Source organism: Phycobacter azelaicus, assembly GCF_014884385.1.
Lineage (GTDB): Bacteria > Pseudomonadota > Alphaproteobacteria > Rhodobacterales > Rhodobacteraceae > Phycobacter > Phycobacter azelaicus.
In genome coordinates this window covers 340056-364905 of the sequence record NZ_WKFH01000003.1, presented here as the reverse complement: position 1 = coordinate 364905, position 24850 = coordinate 340056, and the positions used below count along the sequence as shown (strand labels likewise).

At 60.9% G+C, this 24850-nt stretch carries 25 protein-coding genes and 1 pseudogene; 10 read left to right on the top strand and 16 right to left on the bottom strand.

Features of this window, described 5'->3' with window-relative positions; translation table 11 throughout:
• Window positions 1-87: 87 nt before the first annotated feature.
• The 9 genes from INS80_RS02855 to INS80_RS02815 form a co-directional block, all read right to left on the bottom strand.
• Window positions 88-1167, bottom strand: a complete 1080-nt coding sequence (locus INS80_RS02855; protein ID WP_192964156.1) for a DUF1513 domain-containing protein — start codon at window positions 1165-1167, stop codon at window positions 88-90.
• A gap of 16 nt (window positions 1168-1183) precedes the next feature.
• Window positions 1184-2206: an imelysin family protein gene (locus tag INS80_RS02850; RefSeq protein ID WP_226892541.1), complete on the bottom strand. Its 1023-nt coding sequence runs from the start codon at window positions 2204-2206 to the stop codon at window positions 1184-1186.
• Window positions 2203-3774 carry a di-heme oxidoreductase family protein gene (locus tag INS80_RS02845; RefSeq protein WP_192964155.1) on the bottom strand — a complete coding sequence of 524 codons (1572 nt, stop codon included), beginning with the start codon at window positions 3772-3774 and terminating at the stop codon, window positions 2203-2205. The genes INS80_RS02850 and INS80_RS02845 overlap by 4 nt, the downstream gene beginning before the upstream one ends.
• Window positions 3731-4219, bottom strand: coding sequence for a bacterioferritin (gene bfr, locus INS80_RS02840; RefSeq protein WP_192964154.1), 489 nt, complete (start codon window positions 4217-4219; stop codon window positions 3731-3733). The genes INS80_RS02845 and bfr overlap by 44 nt, the downstream gene beginning before the upstream one ends.
• On the bottom strand, window positions 4167-4460 hold the full coding sequence (locus INS80_RS02835) for a (2Fe-2S)-binding protein (RefSeq protein WP_192967166.1): 294 nt from the start codon (window positions 4458-4460) through the stop codon (window positions 4167-4169). Before INS80_RS02835 ends, bfr begins: the two co-directional genes overlap by 53 nt.
• A 202-nt stretch (window positions 4461-4662) precedes the next feature.
• Complete coding sequence (locus tag INS80_RS02830; protein ID WP_192964153.1) at window positions 4663-5673, bottom strand: porin; 1011 nt, start codon at window positions 5671-5673, stop codon at window positions 4663-4665.
• A 75-nt stretch (window positions 5674-5748) separates the two neighbouring features.
• A complete protein-coding gene (locus INS80_RS02825; RefSeq protein WP_192964152.1) occupies window positions 5749-7029 on the bottom strand; it encodes an imelysin family protein in 1281 nt (426 codons plus the stop codon).
• Between the two features lie 83 nt (window positions 7030-7112).
• The gene (gene hemP, locus INS80_RS02820) at window positions 7113-7283 is read right to left on the bottom strand and encodes a hemin uptake protein HemP (protein ID WP_192964151.1); all 171 of its coding nucleotides are present in this window, start codon (window positions 7281-7283) and stop codon (window positions 7113-7115) included.
• Window positions 7280-7462: a hypothetical protein gene (locus tag INS80_RS02815; RefSeq protein ID WP_192964150.1), complete on the bottom strand. Its 183-nt coding sequence runs from the start codon at window positions 7460-7462 to the stop codon at window positions 7280-7282. The genes hemP and INS80_RS02815 overlap by 4 nt, the downstream gene beginning before the upstream one ends.
• 8 nt (window positions 7463-7470) lie before the next feature.
• Between INS80_RS02815 and INS80_RS02810 the strand changes: the two genes are divergently transcribed.
• A complete protein-coding gene (locus tag INS80_RS02810; protein ID WP_192964149.1) occupies window positions 7471-7689 on the top strand; it encodes a hypothetical protein in 219 nt (72 codons plus the stop codon).
• A 74-nt stretch (window positions 7690-7763) separates the two neighbouring features.
• On the opposite strand, the gene metG is transcribed toward INS80_RS02810, so the two are convergent.
• Complete coding sequence (gene metG, locus INS80_RS02805; RefSeq protein WP_192964148.1) at window positions 7764-9482, bottom strand: methionine--tRNA ligase; 1719 nt, start codon at window positions 9480-9482, stop codon at window positions 7764-7766.
• A gap of 254 nt (window positions 9483-9736) precedes the next feature.
• On the opposite strand from metG, the gene INS80_RS02800 reads away from it, so the two are divergent.
• Window positions 9737-10489, top strand: coding sequence for an OB-fold-containig protein (locus tag INS80_RS02800; protein ID WP_192964147.1), 753 nt, complete (start codon window positions 9737-9739; stop codon window positions 10487-10489).
• A gap of 46 nt (window positions 10490-10535) precedes the next feature.
• Window positions 10536-12254 carry a flotillin family protein gene (locus INS80_RS02795; protein ID WP_192964146.1) on the top strand — a complete coding sequence of 573 codons (1719 nt, stop codon included), beginning with the start codon at window positions 10536-10538 and terminating at the stop codon, window positions 12252-12254.
• 63 nt (window positions 12255-12317) lie between these two features.
• On the opposite strand, the gene INS80_RS02790 is transcribed toward INS80_RS02795, so the two are convergent.
• From INS80_RS02790 to INS80_RS02775, 4 genes are all read right to left on the bottom strand, one after another.
• On the bottom strand, window positions 12318-13541 hold the full coding sequence (locus INS80_RS02790) for an MFS transporter (RefSeq protein WP_192964145.1): 1224 nt from the start codon (window positions 13539-13541) through the stop codon (window positions 12318-12320).
• Between the two features lie 157 nt (window positions 13542-13698).
• Window positions 13699-14439 (bottom strand): hypothetical protein, encoded by a 741-nt coding sequence (locus INS80_RS02785; RefSeq protein ID WP_192964144.1) that lies wholly within the window; start codon window positions 14437-14439, stop codon window positions 13699-13701.
• A gap of 106 nt (window positions 14440-14545) precedes the next feature.
• The gene (locus INS80_RS02780; RefSeq protein ID WP_192964143.1) at window positions 14546-14947 is read right to left on the bottom strand and encodes a rhodanese-like domain-containing protein; all 402 of its coding nucleotides are present in this window, start codon (window positions 14945-14947) and stop codon (window positions 14546-14548) included.
• Window positions 14948-15101: 154 nt separating this feature from the next.
• Window positions 15102-15503 carry a rhodanese-like domain-containing protein gene (locus INS80_RS02775; RefSeq protein ID WP_192964142.1) on the bottom strand — a complete coding sequence of 134 codons (402 nt, stop codon included), beginning with the start codon at window positions 15501-15503 and terminating at the stop codon, window positions 15102-15104.
• Window positions 15504-15711: 208 nt separating this feature from the next.
• Here INS80_RS02775 and INS80_RS02770 point away from each other — a divergent pair.
• Window positions 15712-16756: pseudogene (locus tag INS80_RS02770) on the top strand (aldo/keto reductase).
• 204 nt (window positions 16757-16960) lie between these two features.
• Here the strand turns inward: INS80_RS02770 and INS80_RS02765 are convergent.
• A complete protein-coding gene (locus INS80_RS02765; protein WP_192964141.1) occupies window positions 16961-17995 on the bottom strand; it encodes a GlxA family transcriptional regulator in 1035 nt (344 codons plus the stop codon).
• A gap of 135 nt (window positions 17996-18130) precedes the next feature.
• On the opposite strand from INS80_RS02765, the gene bcoG reads away from it, so the two are divergent.
• The 3 genes from bcoG to INS80_RS02750 all read left to right on the top strand — a co-directional run bounded on the left by bcoG (window position 18131) and on the right by INS80_RS02750 (window position 21806).
• On the top strand, window positions 18131-19048 hold the full coding sequence (gene bcoG, locus INS80_RS02760; protein WP_192964140.1) for a 3-dehydrocarnitine:acetyl-CoA trimethylamine transferase BcoG: 918 nt from the start codon (window positions 18131-18133) through the stop codon (window positions 19046-19048).
• Window positions 19049-19571: 523 nt separating this feature from the next.
• Window positions 19572-21044, top strand: a complete 1473-nt coding sequence (locus tag INS80_RS02755) for a carnitine 3-dehydrogenase (RefSeq protein ID WP_192964139.1) — start codon at window positions 19572-19574, stop codon at window positions 21042-21044.
• A 9-nt stretch (window positions 21045-21053) separates the two neighbouring features.
• A complete protein-coding gene (locus INS80_RS02750; protein ID WP_192964138.1) occupies window positions 21054-21806 on the top strand; it encodes an SDR family oxidoreductase in 753 nt (250 codons plus the stop codon).
• On the opposite strand, the gene INS80_RS02745 is transcribed toward INS80_RS02750, so the two are convergent.
• Window positions 21803-22663, bottom strand: a complete 861-nt coding sequence (locus tag INS80_RS02745) for a helix-turn-helix domain-containing protein (RefSeq protein WP_192964137.1) — start codon at window positions 22661-22663, stop codon at window positions 21803-21805. The two genes, INS80_RS02750 and INS80_RS02745, sit on opposite strands and share 4 nt — an antisense overlap.
• Before the next feature lie 142 nt (window positions 22664-22805).
• On the opposite strand from INS80_RS02745, the gene INS80_RS02740 reads away from it, so the two are divergent.
• The 3 genes from INS80_RS02740 to INS80_RS02730 are packed head-to-tail and all read left to right on the top strand — an operon-like array spanning window position 22806 to window position 24849.
• On the top strand, window positions 22806-23012 hold the full coding sequence (locus tag INS80_RS02740) for a DUF2061 domain-containing protein (protein ID WP_192964136.1): 207 nt from the start codon (window positions 22806-22808) through the stop codon (window positions 23010-23012).
• Complete coding sequence (locus INS80_RS02735) at window positions 23005-23928, top strand: fatty acid desaturase (protein WP_192964134.1); 924 nt, start codon at window positions 23005-23007, stop codon at window positions 23926-23928. The genes INS80_RS02740 and INS80_RS02735 overlap by 8 nt, the downstream gene beginning before the upstream one ends.
• Window positions 23929-23946: 18 nt before the next feature.
• A complete protein-coding gene (locus tag INS80_RS02730) occupies window positions 23947-24849 on the top strand; it encodes an EamA family transporter (protein ID WP_192964133.1) in 903 nt (300 codons plus the stop codon).
• Window position 24850: the final 1 nt, after the last annotated feature.

The window sequence follows — 24850 nt, the reverse complement described above, 5'->3', positions numbered from 1 at the left end:
TTTGCGCGCGGGCAGCCACTGGCCCTGCCCCGCCCGGGGGCGAAGACGGGGCTGACCCTGTGCCCGCAAGGGGAGCTTCCGTTTTGGTCAGGCTAGCCTTATCAGGTGGTTGTCCCAAGCGATTGGTGCCTGTGTCAGCGGGGTCACGCTGTCGTAGCCGATCTGAACGATCCGGCCGGTCCCCGAACTGGAGATCAGGCCGCCCAATCCCGGAGCCAGACCGCAGACATCCGCCAGACGGTGTTCTGCGCTGATCCTACCGCTATCGGTGTCCATCACCTGCACAAGGCCTCCACGGGGGGAGGTCACGGCAACCTGTCTGCCATTCTCGGAAAAGGCGACTGATCCGCCATAGCCTGCAAGGTTGCGCAGTCGCGGATCGTCCTCTGCCATCAGGCGGGGGGCACTGCCAAACCGGTGCAGCCCGACAATCGGGACATCCGTGCCCTGATCGCCCTGCCACTGCATGGCAAAGGCGACGGTGCCATCCGCGTGCATCGCAAGGTGGCGGATCGAGTTCTTGTGCAAATCCTGCCCGAGTTCGACCTGCTCATCCAAGCTTCCGCCAAAGCTGAGGTAGCTGAGATTGGGCTGCATTGTCGGGATGTTCAGCTTGGCCCGGCCGCTGTCGGGGTGTGTTTCGATGCCGCCATTGGCGACGATGATCCCCGGCCCATCCATGCGCAGCAGCATGTCATGTGGTCCGAGCCCACCCGATGAAAAGCTGCCCATGCGCCGGTAGCCGACGGCCGCATCCCACAGACCGATGACGCCGCGCCCGGCTTCAAAGTCATTCTCGGTGGTCATCAGCAGTCCGCCGTCGGGGGTAAAGACACCGTGCCCATAAAAGTGATGGCCCGAGGGTGGTTCAAGCCGGGCCAACCGGGCGCCGCTGCGGCAGTCGACGACATCTGCGAACCGTCCGGGGCGCCGGGCAAAGGCGACTGCTTCTGGACGGCTAGGGTGGGCCGCAGCAGCATGGCCGCGGGCGGGTAGGTCGCGTTGAAACAGGACCTCGCCGACTTCGGTGAGGCCTGCCAACACGTGGCTGCCATCGGCCGTTTTCCCTGCGGACAGAAATGCTGGTGTGCCAAGATCTGCCCAGCTTGCCGCAGGCGCCATGCCCACCGCCAGAAGGCCCGCCAGAAATCCACGTCTTGAAGGCATTTGAGGTTCTTTCCTTCTAGTCGCCGTCCAACGCGTTGAATCCGACCTCGACGCCCAGAGCCGGGCCGAGGTTCAAGCCCACCTTTTCGCGCAGATTGCGTATGTCCTGTTGCAGGGCTTCTATGCGCAGGCGCGATCCTGGTTCACTAACCCCGGCAAACATCGGATCCTTCAGACGCTGCGCATGGGCGCGGGTGGTGGCAAAGCTGGTGGCGAGCGCATCCTGCAGATCAGGTGTGTCGGCAGAGAGGATGAGCGCAAGATCTTCCAAGGCCTCAAGCGAGAGGATCACATGGTGCAAAGAGCGACCCGATCGATAGGCCTCGGCCCGTTTGGGTCGGGGTTTGTCGTATGTGCCAAGGGGGCGGCCAAGGCGCATGTCGATTAGGATCTGCAGGCCGGTATCCAGTGCCTTGAACAGTTCCTGTTTGATTTCGGCTTCGCTTTGATAGCGTGTGCCGGGCTGCCGCATTTCATTCGAGAAATTCTCGCTCCAGTCTTCGGCTATTGCGGTGCTGGTTCCGGCGATGTCTCTGGCAATGGCACGCGTCAGGTCACAGCGGTAGGCGGCGGTTCCTGTTTGCTGCAGCTTGGCATCGTAGAGCAGGAATTCCAGCGCATAGAATCCGCGCGCCGCGATCGAGACTGTGGCGTAGGCTTCTGGATCATCTACGATCGGATCGTTTGTCCTGACCAGCTGATTGAGCGCCTTTGGGGTTTTGCCGCGGCTGTCGGGCCAGAAGGCCAGCGCAAAGGCACGGTTTTCGGTTTCGGTGGGGCCGAACCGAAGGTGGCTGACGCGGACCCAGGCGTCAAAAGCTGCACCATAGGCGGTTCGCAATGCTGCTGAATTGGGTTCACAATCGTCAATGGCCGTTTGGTTGAGCGTGGTCGAGGTTTCCGCCAAGGCGTAAAATCCCGGCAGGATGTGCCGGTCAATCGCAATGTCTACCATGTCGGCGCGCAAGAAGGATGGCGCCATGGCAAGCGTGGCAGAGAAGGCCGTGACCAGGATTTGAGACAGGGTGCGGCGTGTCATAGGCTCTCCAAAAAGCGGATAAGATCGGCGCGGTCTTCGGGGGGTAGGTCAACCACATGGTCGCGGGCCGGTTGCGCCTCGCCGCCGTGCCAGAGGATCGCCTCCAACAGCGTGCGGGCGCGGCCATCGTGCAGGAAGGTGGCGCGGGGCGAGACCTGCTGGACCAGTCCAATCCCCCAGAGCGGAGCAGTGCGCCACTCGCGGCCCGTTGCGCGGCCTTCGGGGCGGTGATCGGCAAGGCCTTCGCCCATGTCATGCAACAGAAGATCGCTGTAGGGCCAGATCATCTGAAAGCTGTGCTCGGGGCGGTCTTTCAGGCGGTGCGTGACGAATTTCGGCCGGTGGCAGGAGGCGCAGCCTGCGGTGTAGAAAGTCTCTTTGCCGCGCAACACGTCGGGCGCATCCACATCGCGGCGCGCAGGAACGGCCAGGTTGCGGGAATAAAAGGTGACCAGATCCATGTTGGTCCGGTCGATTTCGGTTTCGCGTGCGTCTGCGTCTCCGTGGGGCGCTGTGCGGCAAGCGCTTTGCGCGGGGCTGCAATCGCCCCAGGGCTCGGGGAACAGCGGCGTGGAAATGCCGATGTCATCGGAAAAGGCGGCAGAGGATTGTTCGTGTACCGTGGGCATTCCCGCCTTGAGGCCAAAGCGCCCCAGCATGATCTGCTGGTACTCTGTCGACCAGACCAGATTGGCGCGGCCCGATATGCCGTCCCCGTCCGTGTCATCGGGGTCGGCTGAAGCGAGGATATCGGCGGCCGGGATCGCCTCCAGCAAGCCAAGGCCGATCATGGACGGTGCCACGCGCGGGGAGAGCATTGCCTCCGGGTGCAAGGGGCCATAGCCAAGCTTGGAGGCATTGTAGCTGGGTTTGCGCAACGAAACGGTTTCGCCGCCGTTCAGCGTGACGGGCACTTCCTCGTATTGGATGTCAAGGCGGTACTCCGGAGCGATGCCCGGGGAGGAGAAGTCCTGTAGCTGCCCGCCATAGGTCGGCTCGGGCAGGGTGCCGATGTAGTCCTGTATCGTTTCCAACTCGATCGGCACGGGGCCGGGGATCGAGATGCGCAGGAACATCGAGGTGGAGGTGTAGTCCGGCTCCTCAGGCACATGGCCGCGGCCGTCCTTGATATGGCAGCGCTGGCAGGAGCGGGCGTTGTAGAGCGGGCCAAGGCCGTCCGAGGCGCGGGTGGAGGAGGGCGAGAAGACCCAGATCTTTTTGAATAATCCGTTGCCGAGCTTGAACTCAAGCTCCTGCTCGAAGGTGAGGTTGGCGGAGTGTTGAGAAAATGCCTCGTCATCGCGGCGGGCTCGAACCGTGGCAGCGCCCGCAGGCAGGAGCTCATAGGGTTCAGCTGTGGTGAAATTCGTCGCAGGCGCAGTGACCTGCTTTATCCGGTCAGCGTCTTCTTTGCCGCGGGGAAGGACATTGAGATGGGGATCGCCGAGGGACAGGTCGGTAGGCTCCAGTGCCCCGGCGGGGGCGGCAAAGCTGGCTGCGAGCAGAGCCGCAGACAGCCAGTGTTTACTCTTCGACCTCTTCCATCTTGGTGGCGTTGAGTTGTGCATAGTTTTCGGCACCGATCCGGTCGTGCAGCTCGAGCTGGGTTTCGAGGAAATCGATATGACCTTCCTCATCGGCCATCAATTCCTCAAATAGTTTCATCGTGACGTAGTCGCCTGCGCTGTCACACGCTTCGCGGGCTTCTTTGTAGAGCGCGCGTGCACTATGTTCCGCGGCTAGATCGCATTCCAGAGTTTCCTTCGGGGTCTGGCCAATGCGCAGGGGATCCAGTTTTTGCAGGTTCGGGTGGCCGCCTAGGAAGAGGATCCGCTCAATCAGCTTGTCGGCGTGCTCCATCTCTTCGATGCTTTCCTCGCGGCTTTTCTTGGCCATGCTGCCAAGGCCCCAGTCGTCCTGCATCCGGTAGTGCAGCCAATACTGGCTGACGGCGGTCAACTCATGGCGCAAGGCCTTGTTGAGATACTCGATGACGGTTGGGTCGCCCTTCATGGCTCATCTCCTGTCTGTGTGGCGTGCGCAAATTTTGCAGCTGCGCAGGTATTGTGACCATAACATTGCTTCGCATGGTGTCTAGGAAGAGCGGCATGCATCCGCCACAATCGGCGCTTTTGCCCAGGGCGTGATAGATTTTTCCCGGTGTGATTATGGTGTCCGGGTCAGCGGCACGCATCCAGTCGATGGCGGCGTGGATGTCGTGATCGGTGATCTGGGTGCAGTGGCAAACTATCATCTTCGCATTCCGGGCGCTGGTCAAACAGGTGTCCGTGGTCGATGAATCGAATATCTGACAAAAATAGTCGCCAAGCAAGACGCATTCTTGATTTTTTCTGTCATGTTTTCGTGAGGGCATCGCCGGACAACAAAAAGGGGCCGCAAAAAATGCGGCCCAGTCCGGTTTTTATGGATGTTTCCAATCAAAACCGAGGGAAAATTCAGCCACCCAGCGGGATAACGAGGCTAAGGCCCAGCGTGGTGTCCTCAACGCCCGAGTCGTCGGTCTGAGCAAGTGCACTCGACAGCGTCATGCCGTTTTTGAAGTCGTAGTCCGCGGCAATGGAGATCAGGTTGGTGTCGCCTGCGCTGTCGAGATCGCGGCGCGCCAGCGTGCCGGAGATGGTCCACTGACCCACCCCGTAGGCGGCGTTCAACGTGGCAAATGTGGCGTCATCCGCAGCACCGCCAAAGTTCGAGAAGGAGGCCGCTTCGGCAAAGATGTCGAGGCCACCCGCAAACGAGTGACCAACGCCAATTACCAAGCCCTGCTCGTCACCCACGTCGCCAGCGCTGGCGCTCAGGTGCCGAGCGCCGATATGAAAGCGGGTGCCTGCGATGCTATGTGCCCACTGGATCGTAAAGTTATCGAGTTCGCCGGTGTTGCCCGCACCGCCCGCCGACGCGCGGTTGCGACCGCGATCTTCCCCCCAGGAGCGGCTGAGCCCGGTGTCGTCGGCAAAGAAAACGCCAAAGGAGAGCGAGCCTGCGCCGTTCAGCTCAACATCCGCCAGTACGCCGATCTGTTCGGACAGCTCATAGTCTTCGGCCAATGTGCTGCCAAAAAAGCCGGCAGCATCGTCCCAGGCGGTGCCAAAGACGGGGTGCAGCTTACCGATCGAAACCGTTGTCGCCTGTCCGATGCCAAAGCTGAGACCCAGTTCCTCGACATAAAGGCCCATGTCTTCAAAGGTTCTGTCGTAACTCGCATCCGTTACGCTTTCGGCGGTCAGTGTCGAAAACAGCGCAACGCCGTTGCGAAAGGAATAGGATCCGGTGGCGGTGACAATCAGATAAGTGTCGCGGATTTCATTCGCGGCGGTGTCCGAGGAGATCACCTGCTCATTGCCGATCTCGATTTCGCCTTCCCAGGTGAATTCCGCATGTGCGGAGGTTGCGCACAGCGCGAAAGGGGCGCCGAAAGCCAGCGCCGCAGCCAGAGTCTTGTTCATGGTTCTGTCCTGATGGGGATGGAAACCGGGCAGCGTCACTGGCTGCTAGAGGCTGGGCTGCCCGGTCAGGATGGTTTATTGGAAGACCGCGCCTGGGTTGTCCAGGGAGTCGGAGCCTTCGAATTCGATATCGCTCAGTTTCAAGGCGGCAACCGCGCGTTCGATCGAGCGGGTCTGCTCGATCAATCCATTCACGCCGCCCATGATCAGGGCTTCACCGGCTGCATTTCCCTGCTCCAGCATCTGGTCATAGGAGAATCCAGCCTCTGCTGCCGTCTTGATCCGACCCAGAGCCAGCATGGTACCGGCCAGCTTGCCGCGCAGTTCCGCATCAAGGTCTGCATCCGAGGCGGCCACTAGATCCGACAATGAGGCGCCGGACACCAGTTCGCCATTCACGCGTATGTATTCGCCCAGATAGACGTTCTGCACGCCAAGTCCGTCATAGTAATGACTGTTGTGGGTGTTGTCCGAGAAACAGTCATGCTCTTCCTCCGGATCGTTCAGCATCAGGCCCAGGCGCATCCGCTCACCAGCCTGTTCACCATATGAGAGCGAGCCCATGCCGGTGAGCATGGCGACAATCCCGGCGCCTTCATCCGACATCAGCTCGGAGCGGGCGTCACCGCCTTCTGCCCATTGCGCCGTCATCCATTCCAGATCCGACACCAGAAGATCGGTCGCCGCCTTGAGGTAGGCACCGCGGCGCTCACAGTTGCCACCGGTGCAAGCCTCGCCTGTGGCATAATCGGTCCAGGGACGGTTGCCCGCGCCGTGATTTGTGCCGTTCAGGTCTTGGCCCCAAAGCAGGAATTCAATGGCGTGATAGCCGGTTGCCACATTTGCCTCGACGCCGTCAGCTTCATGCAGGGTTTCTTCTAGAAGCGCCGGAGTGATGTTGCTGGTGTCGATGATCTTGCCCGAAAGCTCAAATTTCGGGTTGGCGATCACGTTGAGCGCTGCCAACGCGTTCTCATCCGAGGGGCCGCCATAGGACGTGTCCACGTAGTCAATGAGCCCCTCATCCAGAGGCCAGGCATTCACTTTGCCTTCCCAGTCATCGACGATGGCATTGCCGAACCGAAAGACTTCTGACTGTTGGTAGGGAACCCGTGCGGCCAGCCAGGCGGCGCGGGCGGCCTGCAGAGCCTCTGCGGACGGAGCCGAAATCAAGGTTTCTACCGCATCCTGCAGCTTTTCTGCCGTGGTCAGGCTGTCCTCATAAGTGGCCTGAGCGATGTCCGCGTAGGTCGTCAGCACGGCTCCTTTCTGCGGCGCAGTGCCTGCAGCCAATGCCGTGCTGCCCGCCATGGCGAGGCCTGCCAGGGCGGTTCCGGTGCGAAACAGAGACTTCATTAGGTTGATCCTTGTTTTGTCTTGCAAAAGATTTGGGATAGGACGCGTGCAGCTGGCTATCGGGTCGCGATGTCAAAGTGTGGTTACTTGGTCAGGATCAGCTTGCCGGCGCGGGTAATGCGCAGGCTGTAAATCTGACCGTTCAGCAGAATCCGCGCCTGGATACCGCCGCGGGTCAGGTCTTCGGCATGGTAGGTCGGAAAGGCTTCAGTGGTGGCGGTTGCAACCACCGGTTCAGGAGTGATCTGGTTCATGAGGAATGCCCATTCTCGAAATCCGTCCTGTCGAATTCGGCCCTGTCCAGCAGCCACTCTAGGCAAAAACCGCAGAGCGTGCCGGAGCGTGCAAAAACTTCCGGCCAGATCTGAGACAGGCTGTCCTGATCGTCAGGCGGTTGCGCGCGGAAGGTGTGGTTCGGGGCTGGATTCGACATGATGACGCATGTTGGTTGTCTCGGTTTTTTCGGGCTGGCCTGACATGCGCCAGGTTGGCTGGATTGGCCTATACCTGATTTATTTACTCGCCTTTGTCAATCTGAGTTTTTTTGTCGGAAATAAAATTTCCGCCCCAACTGTTTTGTTTTTGGGCAAATGCCCAGATTTTGGGGAACTGTTTTGGGTGCGTGCACAGTCTTCTGCCGGGCTGAAGGCTGTGGTTTGATCCGCGAGTCGCGCCTGCTCAAAAGAAAAGGCCACCCAAAGGTGGCCTTTAGAATTCTGCTTGATGGTTTGGGCCTAGTCGCGCGTGCCGGAGAACCTGGTTTGCCAGTCTTCGCGCTGCTCGTCAGTGATCTTGGCAAAGAGCACCTCCGGCACGGTGAAGCCGTGTCCGGCGGGCAGGGCGGAGAGGGCTGCGGCTACATCGCTTGGCCAATCCATATCCGATGTGTTCAGTGCTTCCATCAGCTTGGCGCTGGCCTCTGGAATGAAGGGCGCGCTGAGGACGGCGTAGAAGCGGATCAGGTTCAGACCCAGGCGCACCTGCGCGGCGGCGCGCTCGGGGTCTTCCTTGAAGACCGACCAGGGTGCTGCCGATTGCAGGTATTCGTTGCCCGCTACCCAGATCGCGCGCAGCTCCTGCGCCGATTTGCGCACCTCCATGTTTTCCATGTGCTGCTCATAGGCGCTCAGGCGGGTGGTGAGTTCCCCGATCAGGGCGGTTTCCTGTTCGCCGTATGCACCGCCCGTGGGCACCTCTTCCCCGAACTTGGAGCGGCAGAACTTGGTGATGCGGGAGACGAAGTTGCCCAGAACATCTGCCAGATCCTTGTTCACCGATTGCTGGAAGTTCTCCCAGGTGAATTCGGAATCGCTGCTTTCGGGCGCATGGCTCAGCAGCCACCAGCGCCAGTAATCGGCGGGCAGGATCTCAAGCGCCTGATCCATGAAGACGCCGCGCCCCTGGCTGGTGGAGAACTGGCCGCCATCATAGTTGAGGTAGTTGAAGGACTTGAGGTGATCGACCAGCTTCCACGGCTCGCCTGATCCAAGGATGGTTGCCGGGAAGGACAGGGTGTGGAAAGGCACGTTATCCTTGCCCATGAACTGGACGTATTTCACATCCTGCGCGCCCTTGTCGGTGCGCCACCAACGTTCCCAGTCGGCGTCCGTCTTGCCATGGGCATCGGCCCATTCCTTGGCGCAAGCGATATATTCGATGGGCGCGTCGAACCAGACGTAGAAGACCTTGCCTTCCATACCGGGCCAGTCTTCCGCGCCCTTCTTGACCGGAATGCCCCAGTCCAGATCGCGGGTGATGCCGCGATCCTGCAAGCCGTCGCCATCGTGCAGCCATTTCTTGGCGATTGAGGTCGTCAGAACGGGCCAGTCGGTCTTGCTGTCGATCCACGCGTCCAGCTGATCTTTCATGGCGGATTGGCACAGGTACAGGTGCTTGGTCTCGCGCACTTCCAGATCGGTGGAGCCGGAAATCGCCGAGCGCGGGTTGATCAGATCGGTGGGATCCAGCTGCTTGGTGCATTCCTCGCACTGGTCGCCGCGCGCCTTCTCGAACCCGCAGTTGGGGCAGGTGCCCTCGATATAGCGGTCGGGCAGGAAGCGGCCATCGGCGTTGGAATAGACCTGCTTTTCCACCACTTCGCGGATCAGACCGGCCTCGGCCAGCTTGCCCGCGAAATGCTGGGTCAGCGCGTGGTTCTGCGGGCTGGAGGAGCGTCCGAAATGATCAAAGCTGAGGCAGAAGCCCTTGGCGATCTCGGCCTGCACCTCGTGCATCTCGGCGCAGTACTCCGCGACCGGCTTGCCTGCTTTGGCGGCGGCCAGCTCAGCCGGGGTGCCGTGTTCATCGGTGGCACAGAGGAACATTACCTCGTTGCCGCGCCCGCGCTGATAGCGCGCGTAAAGGTCGGCAGGCAGCTGGCTGCCCACGAGGTTGCCCAGATGTTTGATCCCGTTGATGTAAGGGATCGCCGAGGTAATCAGAATGCGTTCCATACCATCCATCCACATGTCGCTTTGCCAGACCGTCTAACGCATGGCGGCGGCGGCGGAAACCCCGCCTGTGTCTTTCCTAGAAAACCCGTCATTCAATCCAGGTCCGAGTTTTTTCCTGAGTATCAATGCGCTCCCGGTCATCGTGCCCTTAGGTTGTAAGGGCATGGGGGTTGAAATGGGCGAAATGCCTTCCCATATCCATTGTATACTGTCGCATACTTATTCAAATCTGACTTGAGAGGTCCCTTTCACTGATGCTGCAATTCCTGCTTGAGGGCGGCTTTGCCCCCTTTACCCTGGCGCTTGCGCTGCTGACCGGCCTGATGGTGCTGGAACTGGTGGCGCTGCTATTGGGGGGCAGTCTGATCGGCTCTGATGGTGATGCGGATCTGGATCTCGACGCGGGAGAGGTCGGTGATTTCGATCTTGACCTTGATGGTGCGGATCTGGGCGGGGTTGAGGGCATTGACGCCGCCGATCTGGATCTGCCGGATGCGGATCTGGAGCTTGCCCCGGATACGCCAGTGGACGCAGGTGCTTCGGCATCAGCGGGCTTGGCTGGCTGGCTCGGGCTGGGCCGCATGCCGATGGTGATCTGGCTCGGCGCTGTATTGCTGGGCTTTGGCCTGTTGGGCATGGGCCTGCAGGTAGCTTTGTCTTCGACCCTGGGGCTGACGGCTCCCGCTTGGGTCGCGGCCATTCCCGCAGGCGGTTTTGCCTTCTGGTTCGCGCGGGTCTTTGGCGGGGGTTTTGCCCGTGTCCTGCCCCAGACCGAGACGGAGGTCCTGTCAGAGCGCAATCTTGGCCGTCGCCGTGGCATCGTCACCCAAGGCACTGCGGCCAGCGGGCGCCCTGCCGAAGTGCGCGTCATTGATGGCTACGGCAATGCTCATTACCTGCGCGCCGAACCCCTGAAAGAGGGGGAGACCATCGCCCAGGGCACCGAGGTTCTGGTGATCCGGGATCGGCGCAAAGGGAGTTACGTGCTTGTTGCCGTCTCCGAATAAGCTTGACGATAAAATTCTAACTTTTGTCCCAAAGGGAGGTTTCTCAATGGAGTTTGAGTTTCTGCTGATTGTTGTAGTTGGTATTCTGGTTTTGTTTGCTTTGATTTCGCTCAGCATTGGGCGCATATACAGGCGCTCAACCCGCGAAATCAGTCTCATAAGAACAGGACTGCGCGGCAAAAAGGTCATCATGGATGGCGGTGTTTTTGTGCTGCCGTTGCTGCATGAGATCAGCCCGGTCAACATGAAGACCCTGCGCCTTGAGGTGAAGCGCGACGGTGAAGCGGCGCTGATCACCCAGGACCGGATGCGCGTCGATGTGGGCGTTGAATTCTACGTTTCGGTCAATGCCACCTTTGAGGGGATCGCCCGCGCGGCTCAGACCCTTGGCAGCCGCACCTTCGATGTGGAGCAGCTGCGCGAGATGATCGAAGGCAAGCTGATCGACGGTCTGCGCGCCGTGGCCGCCCAGATGACCATGGATGGGCTGCATGAAAACCGCGCCGACTTTGTTCAGGAGGTGCAGAATGCCGTCTCCGAGGATCTGTTGAAGAACGGCCTGTCGCTGGAATCCGTCTCTTTGACGGCGCTGGATCAGACGCCGTTTGAAGCGCTTGATGAAAACAACGCCTTTAACGCGGTGGGTATGCGCAGGCTGGCCGAGGTGATTGCCACCTCGAAGAAAGAACGCGCCCAGATCGATGCTGAGGCAGATGTCGCCGTACGCCGCGCCGCGATGGAAGCCGAGCGTCACAAGCTGTTGATCGAACAGGACGAAGAACAGGCCCGGATCGAGCAGAAGCAGAAAGTCGAGACTCTGCGCGTTGCGCAAGAGGCCGAGATCGCCGCCCGCACCGAGGACAGCGTGCGCGAAACCGAACGGGCACGGATTGCGCGGGAAGAGGCCATCCGCGCCGCCGACATCGAACGCGAGCGCAAGATCCGCGAGGCCGAAATCTCCAAGGAGCGCGAGCTGGAGGTGGCCGAACAGGAACGCCAGATCATCATCGCACAGAAATCCGAAGAGGAAAGCCGCGCCCGGGCCTCGGCCGATCTGGCCCGCGCCGAAGCCACCAAGGCGACAGAAGCGGTGGCAACCGCCCGCCAGGTGGCCGAGGCCGAGCGTCAGAAGCAGATCGTTCTGATCGAAGCGACGCGCGAGGCAGAACGTCAGGCGACCGCCATTCGCCTTGCCGCCCAGGCAGAGAAGGAAGCCGCTGCCGACCGCGCCGAGGCTCGCCGCGAAGAGGCTCAGGCCGAAGCAGATGCGCTCAACATCCGTGCTGAGGCTAAGAAGAACGACATGCTGGCCGAGGCCGAAGGCAAGCGCGCCATCGTGGAGGCGGACAATGTCCTTTCGGAGGCGCAGATCCGCTTCAAGGTCGATCTTGCCCGGATCGAGGCGATGCCCTCTATCGTGGCCGAAATGGTCAAACCTGCCGAAAAGATCGACTCGATCAAGATCCACCAAGTGGGGGGTATGGGCACTGGCGCGGGCGGTGCAGGCGCGGTGGCGGCCTCTGCGGGGGGCGGCGACAAGCCTGTCGTCAATCAGGCGCTCGATTCCATCATGGGCATGGCCGTGCAGATGCCCGCGCTCAAGAAACTGGGCGAAGAACTGGGCCTGTCGATGGAGGAGGGCGTGGCCGGACTCACCAGCGGTGCCTTGGGCGTATCCCCTGAACCGGCCGCCAAGGATGACACGATGGAAGTGGAAGGTCCTGCGGTGGAGGAGGTCGAGGAGCCGATAGCGCCGCAGGCTTAGGTCAAGCCGGACTGAAATAATGTGGAAAGGGTCGGACTTGTCCGGCCCTTTTCCATTTTGGCGCTACCGGTTTTCCCGTTCACCCTTGGTGAGGCGTCCGATGGTGAAGGAGGTGCGCGGCGCATAGACGTAGTTGGTGCGCTCTTCCGGGGTCGGGCGCGACCGCATGCGCGACAGGCCAAAGACGATCAAGGCCAGGTGCCCCAAGGCGATGAAGGCAAACAGGGCTTTGGGGCCGAAACTTCCGATCAGCACCGAAGAGACATAGGGCGCGGCAATGGCCCCAAGCGCATAGAAGAACATCAGGGCTGCCGCCAGCTCGACCCGCTCCTCAGAGGTGGCAAAATCGTTGGCATGGGCGGAAGAGACGGAAAAAACTGGAAAGGCCGAGAGGCCGAAGAGGCCGGCCATCAGCATCGTGGCTTCGGTGCTGTAGCCAGAGATCATAACGGTCAGACCACAGGCTAGGATGGCGGCTCCCGAAAGCCAGATCAGCACCCAGCGGCGGTCGAATTTGTCCGCAAGCCAGCCCACCGGATATTGCGCCAGCGCTCCGCCGAGGACGAAGGCGGCGAGGAAAAAGGCAATCTGGTTCAGCTCGAGGCCGACTTCGGTGCCATAGATCGGCCCGACCATGCGAAAGGATGCAGCCCCAATGGCTGCCACGATCACACCGACGACGGCCAGCGGTGAGCAGCGCCAAGCAAGCCCAGGCCGCAGGCGAGGGGCGGCAGGTGTGGCTGGTTGGCTGGCTCGGGTCAGGGTCAGTGGCAAAAGCGCAGCGCAACACAAAAGGGCCAGGAGGTTGTAGGACACATAAGAGGCGGGTGGCAGCACCGCGATCATCAGTTGCGCAGCCAGCGATGCGATAAGGTCGGCCAGCCGGTAGGTGCCCATGGTCCGCCCGCGGTTTCCATTGGTGACCTTGGCGTTCATCCAGGCTTCGATCACCGTGTAGCAGCCGGCCACCGAAAGCCCCGAGGCAATGCGCATGGCGGCCCAGGCCAGGGGCGCTTCGGTCAGGGTGTGGCCGATCAGCCCCATGGCGCCCAGGGCGGTGCAGACGGCAAAGGCGCGCGAATGTCCGACCGTGCCCATCAGGCGCGGTGCCCACCAGCAGCCGACGAAGAAGCCAAGAAAATGCGCTGAGCCGAGAAGACCGATCTCTTCTTTGCTGAACCCAAGCGTAAGTCCCGAGATGGCATCAAGGGGCCCCACGCCGCCTGCAGAGAGTTGGAGGAGAATGACGGATAAAAAGAGGGCAGCAAAGGATAGGATCAGGCGCATGACAGGGCGGACTGTGACGCCAATTTTAAAGCATGCCTAGTGGTTTGCGTCATGTTTGGTCGTATTCGTATAACGCATCCGATTTTTCTGCCAGTTGGGTACTCCCGCGCAGCGGCGATCCTCTTGCGAGGCCCTTCGCCTCTTGGGGCCAATTCGGTCAGGGCTGTAGAGGCGCAGCGGGTGCATCTTGCAGATGCGGGGGATGCACCACCCAGTTTGGAGGTGCAGCATGTGCCGTGACCTGAGACATGCCATCCACAGCTGTCTCGATTAGCGGAGCGCGCGGCGCGGGCTGCGTGATGTGCCAGCGACGCGGAGGCTGGGCGCGAGCCCGCAGTCGCTCCAGCTGCCAGCAGCGATGACGCCCCTGATGGGCAGGCTGCATGGACCAGCGGCTTTCGATACCTTGCGCGCCACCGTCACCGGGTGTCAGCAAAAGGCCCAGAGGTGGTAGCCCGTCCGGGGCTGCCGTGGCGGCGGCTGCTGCGGCCAGATGCAGGCGGCGGACGGGTGTGATGGCCGGAGGGGTAGTAAGCTCTGCCACCACCAGCGATGCCCCGCCGCAGCGCAGGGCTTCCTCCATGACCCAGAGGATATCGTCCTGTCGGGAAGGGGTGATCCACAGAAAGCGGGCCGGATCCGCAAAGTCAAAGATCCCGTCCGGGTTCAGATGAGCGTGTTCCTGCGGTGTGGAAATCCACACCACGGGTCCTTGTATCGCGCCTGCGATCCACAGGGCAAAACTGCACCGCGCCCGCCCGCAGGCCTCATGGGCGCGTCCCCGCAGCAGGGAGGCGGTCTTCAGCAAGGGCAGGCTGGCTTGCCGGTGCCGATGGGGCGGCGCGGACAAAGCCTGGCTGGCCGCCAGAAGGCGGGAGGCACTGGGGTGAATCGACATGATGAAAAACTATCATGTTCACTTTTTGTTCTCAATGGTGCTTGAGTGTTCCTTGCGGTGGGCAGCTGTTCCCTGATCGGCTCTGCTGCCCAGTCCGAAATGCAAATTAGCTGTCGCGGGGCACCACCGGGCCGCCCTCTTCGACCCATTTGGTAAAGCCGCCCTCCAAATGCAGAACCGGGGACAGTCCCATCTCCATGGCAACGCGGGCGCTGAGGGCTGATCGCCAGGCGCTGGCGCAGTAGAAGACATAGGTCTTGTCCTGATTGAAGACGGGTTTGTGGTAGGGGCTTTCGGGATCGATCCAGAATTCCAGCATGCCCCGCGGGCAGGAAAACGCACCGGGGATCATGCCAGAGCGTTGCAGTTCTCGGATGTCGCGCAGGTCAACGAAGACATAGCCTTCGTCCTGAGCCTTTTCCTTGGCCTCGTCGATAGACATGGTGTCGACCATGGAATTGGCTTCGGCGAGCAAGGCTTTTATTCCTTTGATGATGGTCTGCGGCATGAGGCTCTCCCTTGTCAGCTCCGCTGGAGGCTCTTTCATTTTGTCTGCCGGGGCAAGAGCGGGATCCGGCGGGGGGCTACGCCGCAACGAAAAGCCCCGGCCTTCTGAGAGGGCCGGGGCGGTAAGGCGATGGTTCAGGGTGCTTAGGCTGGCGTCACCATTTTACGGGGGACAAGGCGCAGCCGCTTTGCATCCAGGCGTCCAAACCACCTTCCAGATGACGGACTTCAGGCAGGCCCATGTCGAGAGCGGCCTTGGCTGCCAGGGCCGAACGCCAGCCGTTATCGCAGTAAAAGACGAACAGTTTCTCGCTTCCAAAGACTTCTTTGTAATAGGGGCTTTCGGGGTCGATCCAGAATTCCAGCATGCCGCGGGGGCACGAAAATGCACCAGGAATGACACCAGTCCGGTAGAGCTCACGGATGTCACGCAGGTCCACGAATTGCGTGTGGCTCTGGCTCAGCAGTACCTGCGCTTCCTCTATGTTGACGTGCTGGACCACAGCGTTAGATTCGGCGACAAGGTCCTTGAAACTCTTCTTTGTGGTGAATGTCATAACGGGCTCCTTCAGGGCTGTTGGTTCAGGTTTCTGTGTCCTTAAGCGTGTCCTTTCTGCGACTTCGGTTCGGGACTCTGCTTTCACGTTGGCGCCACCATCATGGCCGTAATCCCTGAACTGAGTAAAGAACACGGGCGCATAGGGTTGCACTCCTTTGGGTCAGGAGTAGTTTCTTTTGAAACGTTTCAGATAAGGGCTGCGCGATATGAAAATGAACCCTTTGGGCCGCACCGGTATGATGGTGTCCGAACTGTGCCTTGGCACAATGACCTTTGGCACCCAGACCAGCGAGGCCGAGGCTCATGCCCAGATCGACATGGCGCTGGCGGCGGGCGTGAATTTTGTCGACACAGCCGAAATGTATCCGGTGAATCCAGTCAGCAAGGACACGGTGGGCGACAGTGAGGCGATCATCGGCAACTGGAACGCAAAGACCGGGCGGCGCGGCGATTACATTCTGGCTACCAAACACTCGGGCGAGGGATTGGCGGCGGTGCGCGACGGGGAGCCGATCTCGTCAAAGACCATCGCGCCGACGATCGAAGGATCGCTGAAGCGCCTGAAGACCGACTACATCGATCTTTATCAGTTCCATTGGCCTAACCGGGGCAGTTACATGTTCCGCAAGAACTGGACCTATGATCCCTCCGGGCAAAACCGGGAGGAGACCTTGGCGAATATGGAGGACTGCCTTGAGGCGCTGCAGGCACAGGTGGACAAGGGCAATATCCGCGCCTTTGGCCTCAGCAACGAAAGTGCCTGGGGCACCGCGCAATGGCTTCGTCTCTCCGAGGAGAAGGGTTATCCGCGCCTGGCCTCGATCCAGAACGAATACTCGCTCCTGTGCCGGATGTATGACACGGATCTTGCGGAACTGAGCGTGAATGAGGATGTGGGTCTCATGGCCTTTTCACCGCTGGGGACGGGGCTGTTGACAGGAAAATACCAGAATGGTGCAGTGCCTGAGGGATCACGCAAGACGCTGAACCCGGACCTGGGGGGGGCGTCATTCGCCGCGCGTCTATGCCGCTGTGGACGCTTACCTTGAGATTGCGCGCAAGCATGGGTTGGATCCCGTGCATATGGCGTTGGCCTGGTGCCGCACACGTCCGTTCATGGTTTCGGCCATCTTTGGTGCGACAACTGTGCCCCAGCTGGAGCATGCGCTTAAATCGGTAGAGGTCACGTTGAGCGAGGAGGTGCTGCGCGAGATCGATGCGGCCCATCGCGCCCACCCGATGCCCTACTGACGCACCCGAAAAAAATGCGGAGTGCTGCCGTGCCCGCAGGTGCATCGGCTGTTGCCGATACCCCTTGGCGGCCTTGGGCCAGGCTCGGCGCATATGCGCCGAGCCTGGCCCAAGGGGATGAAGCACATTTCATATGTGCAAAAGCCGCGCGGGAGCGCCGCCGATGTTTTGTGAGGGATTGGAAGATAGGTAGATCACGCCTGTTCAATGGGTGATCGGACGATGGTTCTCTGCGTCTGATCCATGCGCGGAATAGCTGGCCGATTGCGCGTCATTGCGCGCCATACGCAAATCGCGGGCCGAGGTGCCATGGGCGAGCCGAAACGCACGGGCAAAGCTTGACTGCGAAGTGAAGCCTGTCGCCATAGCCACATCCATCAGCGGCAGGTCGGTATCCGTCACCAGCCGCCGGGCTTCGGCCAAGCGCAACTGCAGGTAGTGATCCTGCGGTGTGGTGTTCAGGCGCAGGCGGAACTGCTGCTGGAGACTGCGGGGGCTAGTGCCCAAGGTCTCGGCAATTTGGGACAGCGGCATGGGATCGTCCAGCGCGGCCTCCATCAGCGCGTTGGCCTTGGCGGTCAGCGCGTTGTGCTTGTGTCCGCCAAGACGGCTTTGCGGGCGTGGCGTGCTGGTCGGACCATCGTAGAGGAACAACCCGGCCACGCGGGCGGCGAACCCGGCGCCGTGGCGCGCGCTGATGATATGCAGCATCATTTCGATCGCCGGGGTTGCACCACCCGAGGTTAGGCGCCCGTCAGAGACAGTGAACCGGTCGCTGCGGCAATCCACATCGGGGAAGCGGGCCGAGAAATTCTCCAGATCCTCCCAATGGGTGGTCGCGGGGTGATCGTTCAGAAGGCCCGCCTCGGCCATCAACCAGGGGCCGCCGTCGATGCCCGCAATGGTGGCGCCGGTGCCCGCGATACGGCGCAGTCCTGCCAGCAGGCTGGGGGTTGCGTGGCGTGCCAGCTGGAACCCCGCCACCACGATCAACAGATCGCAGCCCTCCAGCCGTGACAGCGGCGTCGTCGGCACCGTCAACCCGCTGGTCAGCATTGGCGCTTCACCCGTTGCGCCAAAATAGTCCCAGTCAAAGGCGCAGCGTCCCGCAAGCCGGTTGGCCGCCCGCATCGGATCGACCGCCGCCGCAAAGGAGAGCGTATTGCATTCGTCCAGCACCAGGACCGCGCATTTCAGCGGGCGATGCTCGGGCTGCAGGATGTTTTTCGCGGATTTCATCAAGTGGGATTCGCTTTGCGTCAACTGTTCAAGACAAGGCTGAGGCACAGTAGGCGCCAAAGCAAACAGGAATCTGGGGAGGAGCCTGGGGATAACCCACGGCAAAACCCTGTACATCGAGGGGAAAACAATAACATGCCTCTGACAATGAACCGCGACGTCTTCATCACCTGCGCCGTCACCGGCTCGGGCGGCACCCAGGACCGCAGCCCGCATGTGCCCCGCTCGCCTGAGCAGATCGCCGAAAGCGCCATAGCGGCGGCCAAGGCGGGCGCTGCCGTTGTGCACTGCCACGTGCGCGATCCCGAAACCGGCGCGCCGAGCCGTGATCTGGGCCTTTACCGCGAAGTCACCGACCGCATCCGCGACAGCGCTACCGATGTGGTTTTGAACCTGACCGCAGGCATGGGCGGCGATATCGTCTTTGGTGACGTGGAAAACCCGCTACCCGTGAAAGACGCAGGGACCGATATGATCGGCGCTACCGCGCGCATGGCCCATGTGGCCGAGTGCCTGCCCGAGATTTGCACGCTCGACTGCGGCACCATGAACTTTGCCGAGGCCGACTACGTGATGACCAACACCCCCGGCATGCTGCGCGCCATGGGGCAGATGATGACAGATCTGGGGGTGAAGCCCGAGATCGAAGCCTTTGACACCGGCCATCTGTGGTTCGCCAAGCAGCTCGTCTCCGAAGGCATCCTGACCAGCCCCGCACTGGTTCAGCTCTGCATGGGGGTGCCCTGGGGCGCGCCCAATGACCTCAACACCTTCATGGCGATGGTCAACAACGTGCCCGGTGATTGGGACTGGTCTGCCTTCTCGCTCGGGCGCGATCAGATGGCCTATGTGGCGGCCTCGGTTCTGGCGGGCGGCAATGTGCGCGTCGGTCTTGAGGACAACCTCTGGCTAAAAAAGGGCGTTCTGGCCGAGAATTGGCAGCTGGTGGAGCGCGCAGGCACCATCATCGAAAACATGGGCGCCCGCGTGATCGGCCCCGAAGAGGTGCGCGACAAGCTGGGCCTCGTGAAACGCGCGCCGGTTGCAAAGTAACGCGACGCTATGGGCAGCGACTAAGCCTGGGGGGGCGCAAAGCGTAATTCTGAGGGAAGGTTCGGGCGAGGTCCGTGCTGTTGCATGGACTGGTTCCTCTGCGGAGAATTCAACATGAAAACAGAAGTGATCAGTCATCTGGAAAGGAAAATGGTGGGCTCCCAAGGAATTGAACCTCTCGCGGTGACCTCCCCACTTTTTACCGCAACGGATTTACAGTCCGCCGTGGGGGAAGGAGCCCTGGTTGATTTCATTGGTGGGCTCCCGAGGAATCGAACCTCTCGCGGTAACCACCCCTTCTTTTGCCGCAACGGATTTACAATCCGCCAAGGGGAAGGGAGCCCGGAAGCCGCAGAGTTTCTGAATGTGAGGAAAAAACCGCTGCGACACGACAAATCACGCCGGATTGCGGCGCGAATGAGTGCTTCAATAATAGAAGCCCGTATGTCGAGTCATCTTGGTCATGGCGCTTGCATAACGCCGAGCTCCGTGTGGTGCAACACTCAAAACGAGAATCTTTAGAATGAAAACAGCAGCAATCATCGGCGGTGGGGTCATCGGCGGCGGATGGGCCGCGCGGTTCCTTTTGAACGGATGGAACGTGCGGGTCTTTGACCCTGATCCCGAAGCCGAGCGCAAGATCGCCGAGGTTCTGGGCAACGCGCGCCGCGCCCTGCCGGGGCTGGGGAATGTGGCGCTGCCTGCTGAGGGCACGCTGACCTTCCACCCCACCATTGCCGAGGCGGTCGCGGGGGCAACCTGGGTTCAGGAAAGCGCGCCCGAGCGGCTCGATCTGAAGCAGAAGGTCTACGCCGAGCTGCAAGAACACGTGGCGCGCGGCGCGGTGATCGGGTCTTCGACCTCGGGCTACAAGCCGTCGCAACTGCAGGACGGTTTCACGAATGCTGCGCAGATCGTCGTCGCGCATCCGTTCAACCCGGTCTACCTGCTGCCGCTGGTCGAAGTGGTCACCACCGAGGCGAACAGCCCCGAGGTGATCAGGAAGGCCAAGGAGATCATCTCCGGCATTGGCATGTATCCCCTGCATCTGAAAAAGGAAATCGACGCCCATGTGGCGGATCGCTTCCTTGAGGCGGTCTGGCGTGAGGCGCTGTGGCTGGTCAAGGACGGCATCGCCACGACGGAAGAGATCGACAATGCAATCCGCTACGGGTTCGGCATCCGCTGGGCGCAGATGGGCCTCTTTGAGACCTACCGCGTGGCGGGCGGTGAAGCGGGCATGAAGCATTTCCTGGCGCAGTTTGGTCCCTGCCTCACCTGGCCCTGGACCAAGCTGATGGATGTGCCCGAATTCAATGATGAGCTTGTGGATCTGATCGCGGGCCAGTCCGATGCGCAGTCGGGCAAATATTCGATCCGCGAGTTGGAGCGGATACGCGATGACAATCTTGTCGGCATGATGCGGGCACTGGGCAATACGAACTGGGGGGCAGGTGCGCTGCAGAACGCCCATGACAAGGCGCGCGAAGGGGCCATGGGCCTTGCCAGCACCATGGGGGAAATCACGGATCCCAGCCAGCCTGTGCTGACGCTCAACCGCGTGGTGCCGCTGGATTGGACCGACTACAATGGCCACATGACCGAGAGCCGCTACCTGGATGCCTTTGCCCAGTCCACCGATCGGCTGATGGCAATCATCGGCTGTGATGCGGAGTATATCGCCTCGGGCGGCAGCTTCTTCACCGCCGAAACCCATATCCGCCATATTGACGAGGTGCACGCGGGCCACCCCATTCAGGTCAGAACGCGGGTCATTCTGGGGGAGGGGAAGAAGATGCACCTCTGGCACGAAATGTACGAAGGGGACCGGCTCTTGGCGACCGGGGAGCATATGCTCTTGCACGTGGATCTGACGACGCGCCGCTCGGCGCCGCCCGCACCGCATCTTGCGGAAAACCTTGCCACCTTGGCGCGGGCCCATGCGGATCTGCCTGTGCCCGAAGGGCTGGGCCGCGCCATCGGCGCACCGCGTTAGAGGCGCGTCGTGCGGGTTCTGATCACGGCGGGCGCTTCTGGCATCGGGCGCGCCATGGGCGAGGCGTTTGATGTGGCGAGCGCCGAGGTCTGGGTTACCGATCTGGACGCGGCAGCGCTGAAAGACTTGCCGGAGAACTGGCACGCCCGACAGGCCAATGCAGCCGACGAGGCCCAGATGCGCGCGGTCTTTGATGAGATCGCGGCGGCTGGTGGGCTGGATGTGCTCTGCGCCAATGCAGGAATCGCCGGGCCAACCGCACAGGTCGAGGACATCGACCTTCAGGACTGGCGCGCCTGCGTCAGCGTCAATCTGGAGGGCGCCTTTCTGGCGGCGAAATACGCCACGCCCCTGATGAAATCGGCGGGGCGGGGGGCGATCATCCTGACGTCCTCCACCGCCGGGATCTATGGCTATCCCAACCGCGCGCCCTACGCGGCTGCGAAATGGGCCGTCATCGGGCTGATGAAGACTCTGGCGATGGAGCTGGGACCGCACGGTATCCGCGCCAATGCGATCTGTCCCGGCGCAGTCGAAGGGCCGCGGATGGAGGGCGTTCTGGAGCGGGAGGCCGAGCTCAAGGGGATGAGCCGCGATGCGGTCTATCAGGGCTATGCGGCGGGCACCTCCATGCGCTCCTGGGTCAGGGCCGAGGATGTGGCCAATATGGCGGTGTTCCTGGGATCTGATGCGGCGCGGCTGGTATCCGGACAAGTGATTGCCGTGGATGGTCACACCGAAAACCCGGATCCCAAGGTCTAAACCGGATAATCCTTGTAAGCGCGCAGTTTCTCGGGGAACTGGCGGGCGGTCAGATCTGCCTCGCGCACCAGCCTGTCGAAGTGATTGGTGAAGGTCTCGACCCGTTCGCGGTCGCGGAAGGCCATGTAGTGGCTGCCCGCGTAGAACACGCATAGGAGCGGGCCAAAGATCGTCAGCGGTGAGGAAAACAACCGTTTGGCGTCAAAGAGGTAGATCCTGAGCCGGGGATAAAGTTGGGTACAGATCTCTTCGAAGTGGTCCAGTTGTTCCAGGCGGATCTCCAGCGGTAGCCCTTCGTAATACCCGGTGGCCTGGGCAAAGCTCTCCAGCTCGTAAGTGGGCATGGCGATTTCATAGTCGGACTGGGCCTGACGCATCCAGGCAAGGCGATCTTCGGATGCGCCGATGGCCTGATCGGCGGAGCGCCCCAGATGCGGTGCATACTCCCATTCCAGTAATGCGCGGGTTTTCAGCATGTCAGGCAGGGCGGCGGGGACATGGCGGATCTTGTAGCCCGCGGCCTCCCGGTGCCAATCGAAGATCTGCTCATCCACCAGGGCGCGCGGTGCTTCGCTCACCGACATGCTGGAGGCCAGCAGTTCAGCGGCGTTTTCAGGACGTTCCGACAGGCTGAGAAGCCAATCCGCAGAAACCCCAAGCGCCGATGCACAGGCCCCGACCACATGGGCATTGGGTAGCCGCGCGCCCTGGTCTGTAAGAAGCTGCGAAATGGTAGAGCGATCCACGCCGGTCTGGCGAGCCAGGGCACTTTGGCTCATTTCACGGGCGCCCATCGCCCGGTTCAGGCGGTCCCGAAACTGCTGAGCGCGCAACCGTTTGTCGATTTTAGTATGCATTGGTGATAAATATAACATCTGCTGAGATTTGTTAATCATATTCGGAATTACGCACATCAGGCCCCCCTCATAATCTGACCGTGAACGGCTGCCATCCCAAGGTGCAGTCACGGAAATCATGGCAAGAAATGAAGGAGGCGGAATGGAGACGCGCAGGCGGTCGGTCGTAAAGGCTGCGATCTGGAATGTGATTGGCTTCTCGGTGATGACCTTGGTGGGTTTCCTTGCCACCGGTTCGGCCAGCGTGGGCGGGATCATGGCGCTGGTGAATACTGGCCTCGGGTTCGTGACTTATCTGATCTACGAAAGGGTCTGGGCTGGCATTTCCTGGGGACGGGCGCATGTCTGAGGCGCCCAAGGTTCCGGGCGAATTGATGCCGCGCGGGGTGGAGTGGGGCACGCTTGCCCTGATCTCTGCCTGCTATGGAGCGTGGTGTGTCTCGGTCTTTTGGTTGGCTGAGCTCAGCCTTTGGCCAGCTGTCCTGTTAACGGCAGTTCTGATCGCCTTTCACTCTTCCCTCTGCCACGAGGTTCTACACGGCCACCCGTTTCGCACGAAGGCGTTGAATGAAGCGCTGATGGTGCTGCCTCTAAACCTTGTCATCCCATATGGTCGCTTTCGGGATACCCATCTGGCTCATCACCAGGACGAGCGTCTGACAGACCCATACGATGACCCCGAAAGCAACTTTTTGTGTCCAAAGGTTTGGGCCGGGCTTCCGGGCTGGCAAAAGCTGACACTGCGGGCGAACAACACCCTGCTTGGAAGGATGTTGCTTGGCCCGCTGATCTCTCAGGTCTGCTTCATGATTGGCGATTGGCGTCTAATCCGGGCCGCAAAGCGGCAGGTCATCAGTGATTGGCTACTGCACATCGCAGGCGCAGTCGTTGTGATTTATTTGGTTTGGCTATCGCCAATGTCGGTATGGGTTTATGGCGTGGCGGTCTACCTCGGCCTGGCGCTCTTGAAGATCCGGACTTTTCTGGAGCACCGCGCCCATGAGGATGTCCACGCTCGCACCGTCCTGATAGAAGACCGCGGCCTTCTTGCCTTCCTGTTTCTCAACAACAATTTGCATATCGTGCATCACATGCACCCGGGCGTGCCCTGGCATGCGTTGCCGCGCCTCTATCAGCGCCACCGGGAAGCCTACAAGCAAACGAACGGAGCGTACATCTATCGTTCCTACTTGCAGGTTTTCCGTCACTACTTCTTGCGAACTAAGGATCCGGTGCCGCATCCGCTCTGGCAAAAAGACATGTAAGTGCTCATAAGCGGCTTCATGTTGACTTGGATTCCCGTCTCCATCGCCGCTGCAACCTTTCAGACCGTACGCTTCATGCTGCAAAAGGTCCTGAGCAGCGTCACCTTGTCGCCGGGCGGAGCGACCTTCGCACGGTTCGCCTACTCGGCGCCGATCATCGTGACGACGCTTGCGGCCTACCTGGTCTCAACAGGGCAGAGCCTGCCCGAGTTGAACGCTAGGTTCTGGGCATTCGCAGCCATCGGCGGGACTGCCCAGATCCTGGCGACGGTTTGCGTAGTGGCGCTGTTCAAACAGCGGAATTTTGCTGTTGGGATCACGTTCAAAAAAACCGAAGTGATCCAGACGGCGATTGTGGGCCTCATTGTTCTGGGTGACGATGTGAGTCCCTGGGGCTGGGCGGCGATCTTGATTGGTCTTTCGGCGGTTCTGGTCCTGTCGAAAACCCCGGATGTGAAAGGCGCCTGGTGGCAGCATCTGACCAACAAGGCATCATTGCTGGGGCTTGGATCCGGGGTGCTCTTTGCCTTTTCCGCCGTCAGCTATCGTGGGGCATCCCTGCAACTGGGCGACCTTGAGCCGATGCTGCGTGCAGGCATCACCCTGTCTGCCGTCGTCACCTTGCAGACGCTCTTCATGCTTGTCTGGCTGGCCTTGCGTGAAAAGGGAGAGATCACAAGGGTGTGGCGCGCGCGCCGAGTGGCGGTTTGGGTGGGGCTGACCAGCATGGGCGGTTCTTTCTGCTGGTTCTGGGCCTTCACCTTGCAGAATGCAGCCTACGTCAAGGCACTGGGGCAGATCGAACTTGTGCTTTCGCTTCTGGCCTCAGTCTTGTTCTTCAAAGAGAAAATCTCGGCTCGCGAGATTATCGGTATGGGGCTGCTGGGCCTGTCGATTCTTGCGCTGGTCCTGGCGCTTTGAC

What these genes read in the sequence shown, in the direction of transcription:
- INS80_RS02855 (WP_192964156.1), bottom strand. Translation starts at nt 1,167, where the DNA reads ATGCCTTCAAGACGTGGATTTCTGGCGGGCCTTCTGGCGGTGGGCATG.
- INS80_RS02850 (WP_226892541.1), bottom strand. Translation starts at nt 2,206, where the DNA reads ATGACACGCCGCACCCTGTCTCAAATCCTGGTCACGGCCTTCTCTGCC.
- INS80_RS02845 (WP_192964155.1), bottom strand. Translation starts at nt 3,774, where the DNA reads ATGCACAACTCAACGCCACCAAGATGGAAGAGGTCGAAGAGTAAACAC.
- bfr (WP_192964154.1), bottom strand. Translation starts at nt 4,219, where the DNA reads ATGAAGGGCGACCCAACCGTCATCGAGTATCTCAACAAGGCCTTGCGC.
- INS80_RS02835 (WP_192967166.1), bottom strand. Translation starts at nt 4,460, where the DNA reads ATGATAGTTTGCCACTGCACCCAGATCACCGATCACGACATCCACGCC.
- INS80_RS02830 (WP_192964153.1), bottom strand. Translation starts at nt 5,673, where the DNA reads ATGAACAAGACTCTGGCTGCGGCGCTGGCTTTCGGCGCCCCTTTCGCG.
- INS80_RS02825 (WP_192964152.1), bottom strand. Translation starts at nt 7,029, where the DNA reads ATGAAGTCTCTGTTTCGCACCGGAACCGCCCTGGCAGGCCTCGCCATG.
- hemP (WP_192964151.1), bottom strand. Translation starts at nt 7,283, where the DNA reads ATGAACCAGATCACTCCTGAACCGGTGGTTGCAACCGCCACCACTGAA.
- INS80_RS02815 (WP_192964150.1), bottom strand. Translation starts at nt 7,462, where the DNA reads ATGTCGAATCCAGCCCCGAACCACACCTTCCGCGCGCAACCGCCTGAC.
- INS80_RS02810 (WP_192964149.1), top strand. Translation starts at nt 7,471, where the DNA reads ATGTTGGTTGTCTCGGTTTTTTCGGGCTGGCCTGACATGCGCCAGGTT.
- metG (WP_192964148.1), bottom strand. Translation starts at nt 9,482, where the DNA reads ATGGAACGCATTCTGATTACCTCGGCGATCCCTTACATCAACGGGATC.
- INS80_RS02800 (WP_192964147.1), top strand. Translation starts at nt 9,737, where the DNA reads ATGCTGCAATTCCTGCTTGAGGGCGGCTTTGCCCCCTTTACCCTGGCG.
- INS80_RS02795 (WP_192964146.1), top strand. Translation starts at nt 10,536, where the DNA reads ATGGAGTTTGAGTTTCTGCTGATTGTTGTAGTTGGTATTCTGGTTTTG.
- INS80_RS02790 (WP_192964145.1), bottom strand. Translation starts at nt 13,541, where the DNA reads ATGCGCCTGATCCTATCCTTTGCTGCCCTCTTTTTATCCGTCATTCTC.
- INS80_RS02785 (WP_192964144.1), bottom strand. Translation starts at nt 14,439, where the DNA reads ATGTCGATTCACCCCAGTGCCTCCCGCCTTCTGGCGGCCAGCCAGGCT.
- INS80_RS02780 (WP_192964143.1), bottom strand. Translation starts at nt 14,947, where the DNA reads ATGCCGCAGACCATCATCAAAGGAATAAAAGCCTTGCTCGCCGAAGCC.
- INS80_RS02775 (WP_192964142.1), bottom strand. Translation starts at nt 15,503, where the DNA reads ATGACATTCACCACAAAGAAGAGTTTCAAGGACCTTGTCGCCGAATCT.
- INS80_RS02765 (WP_192964141.1), bottom strand. Translation starts at nt 17,995, where the DNA reads ATGAAATCCGCGAAAAACATCCTGCAGCCCGAGCATCGCCCGCTGAAA.
- bcoG (WP_192964140.1), top strand. Translation starts at nt 18,131, where the DNA reads ATGCCTCTGACAATGAACCGCGACGTCTTCATCACCTGCGCCGTCACC.
- INS80_RS02755 (WP_192964139.1), top strand. Translation starts at nt 19,572, where the DNA reads ATGAAAACAGCAGCAATCATCGGCGGTGGGGTCATCGGCGGCGGATGG.
- INS80_RS02745 (WP_192964137.1), bottom strand. Translation starts at nt 22,663, where the DNA reads ATGCATACTAAAATCGACAAACGGTTGCGCGCTCAGCAGTTTCGGGAC.
- INS80_RS02740 (WP_192964136.1), top strand. Translation starts at nt 22,806, where the DNA reads ATGGAGACGCGCAGGCGGTCGGTCGTAAAGGCTGCGATCTGGAATGTG.
- INS80_RS02735 (WP_192964134.1), top strand. Translation starts at nt 23,005, where the DNA reads ATGTCTGAGGCGCCCAAGGTTCCGGGCGAATTGATGCCGCGCGGGGTG.
- INS80_RS02730 (WP_192964133.1), top strand. Translation starts at nt 23,947, where the DNA reads ATGTTGACTTGGATTCCCGTCTCCATCGCCGCTGCAACCTTTCAGACC.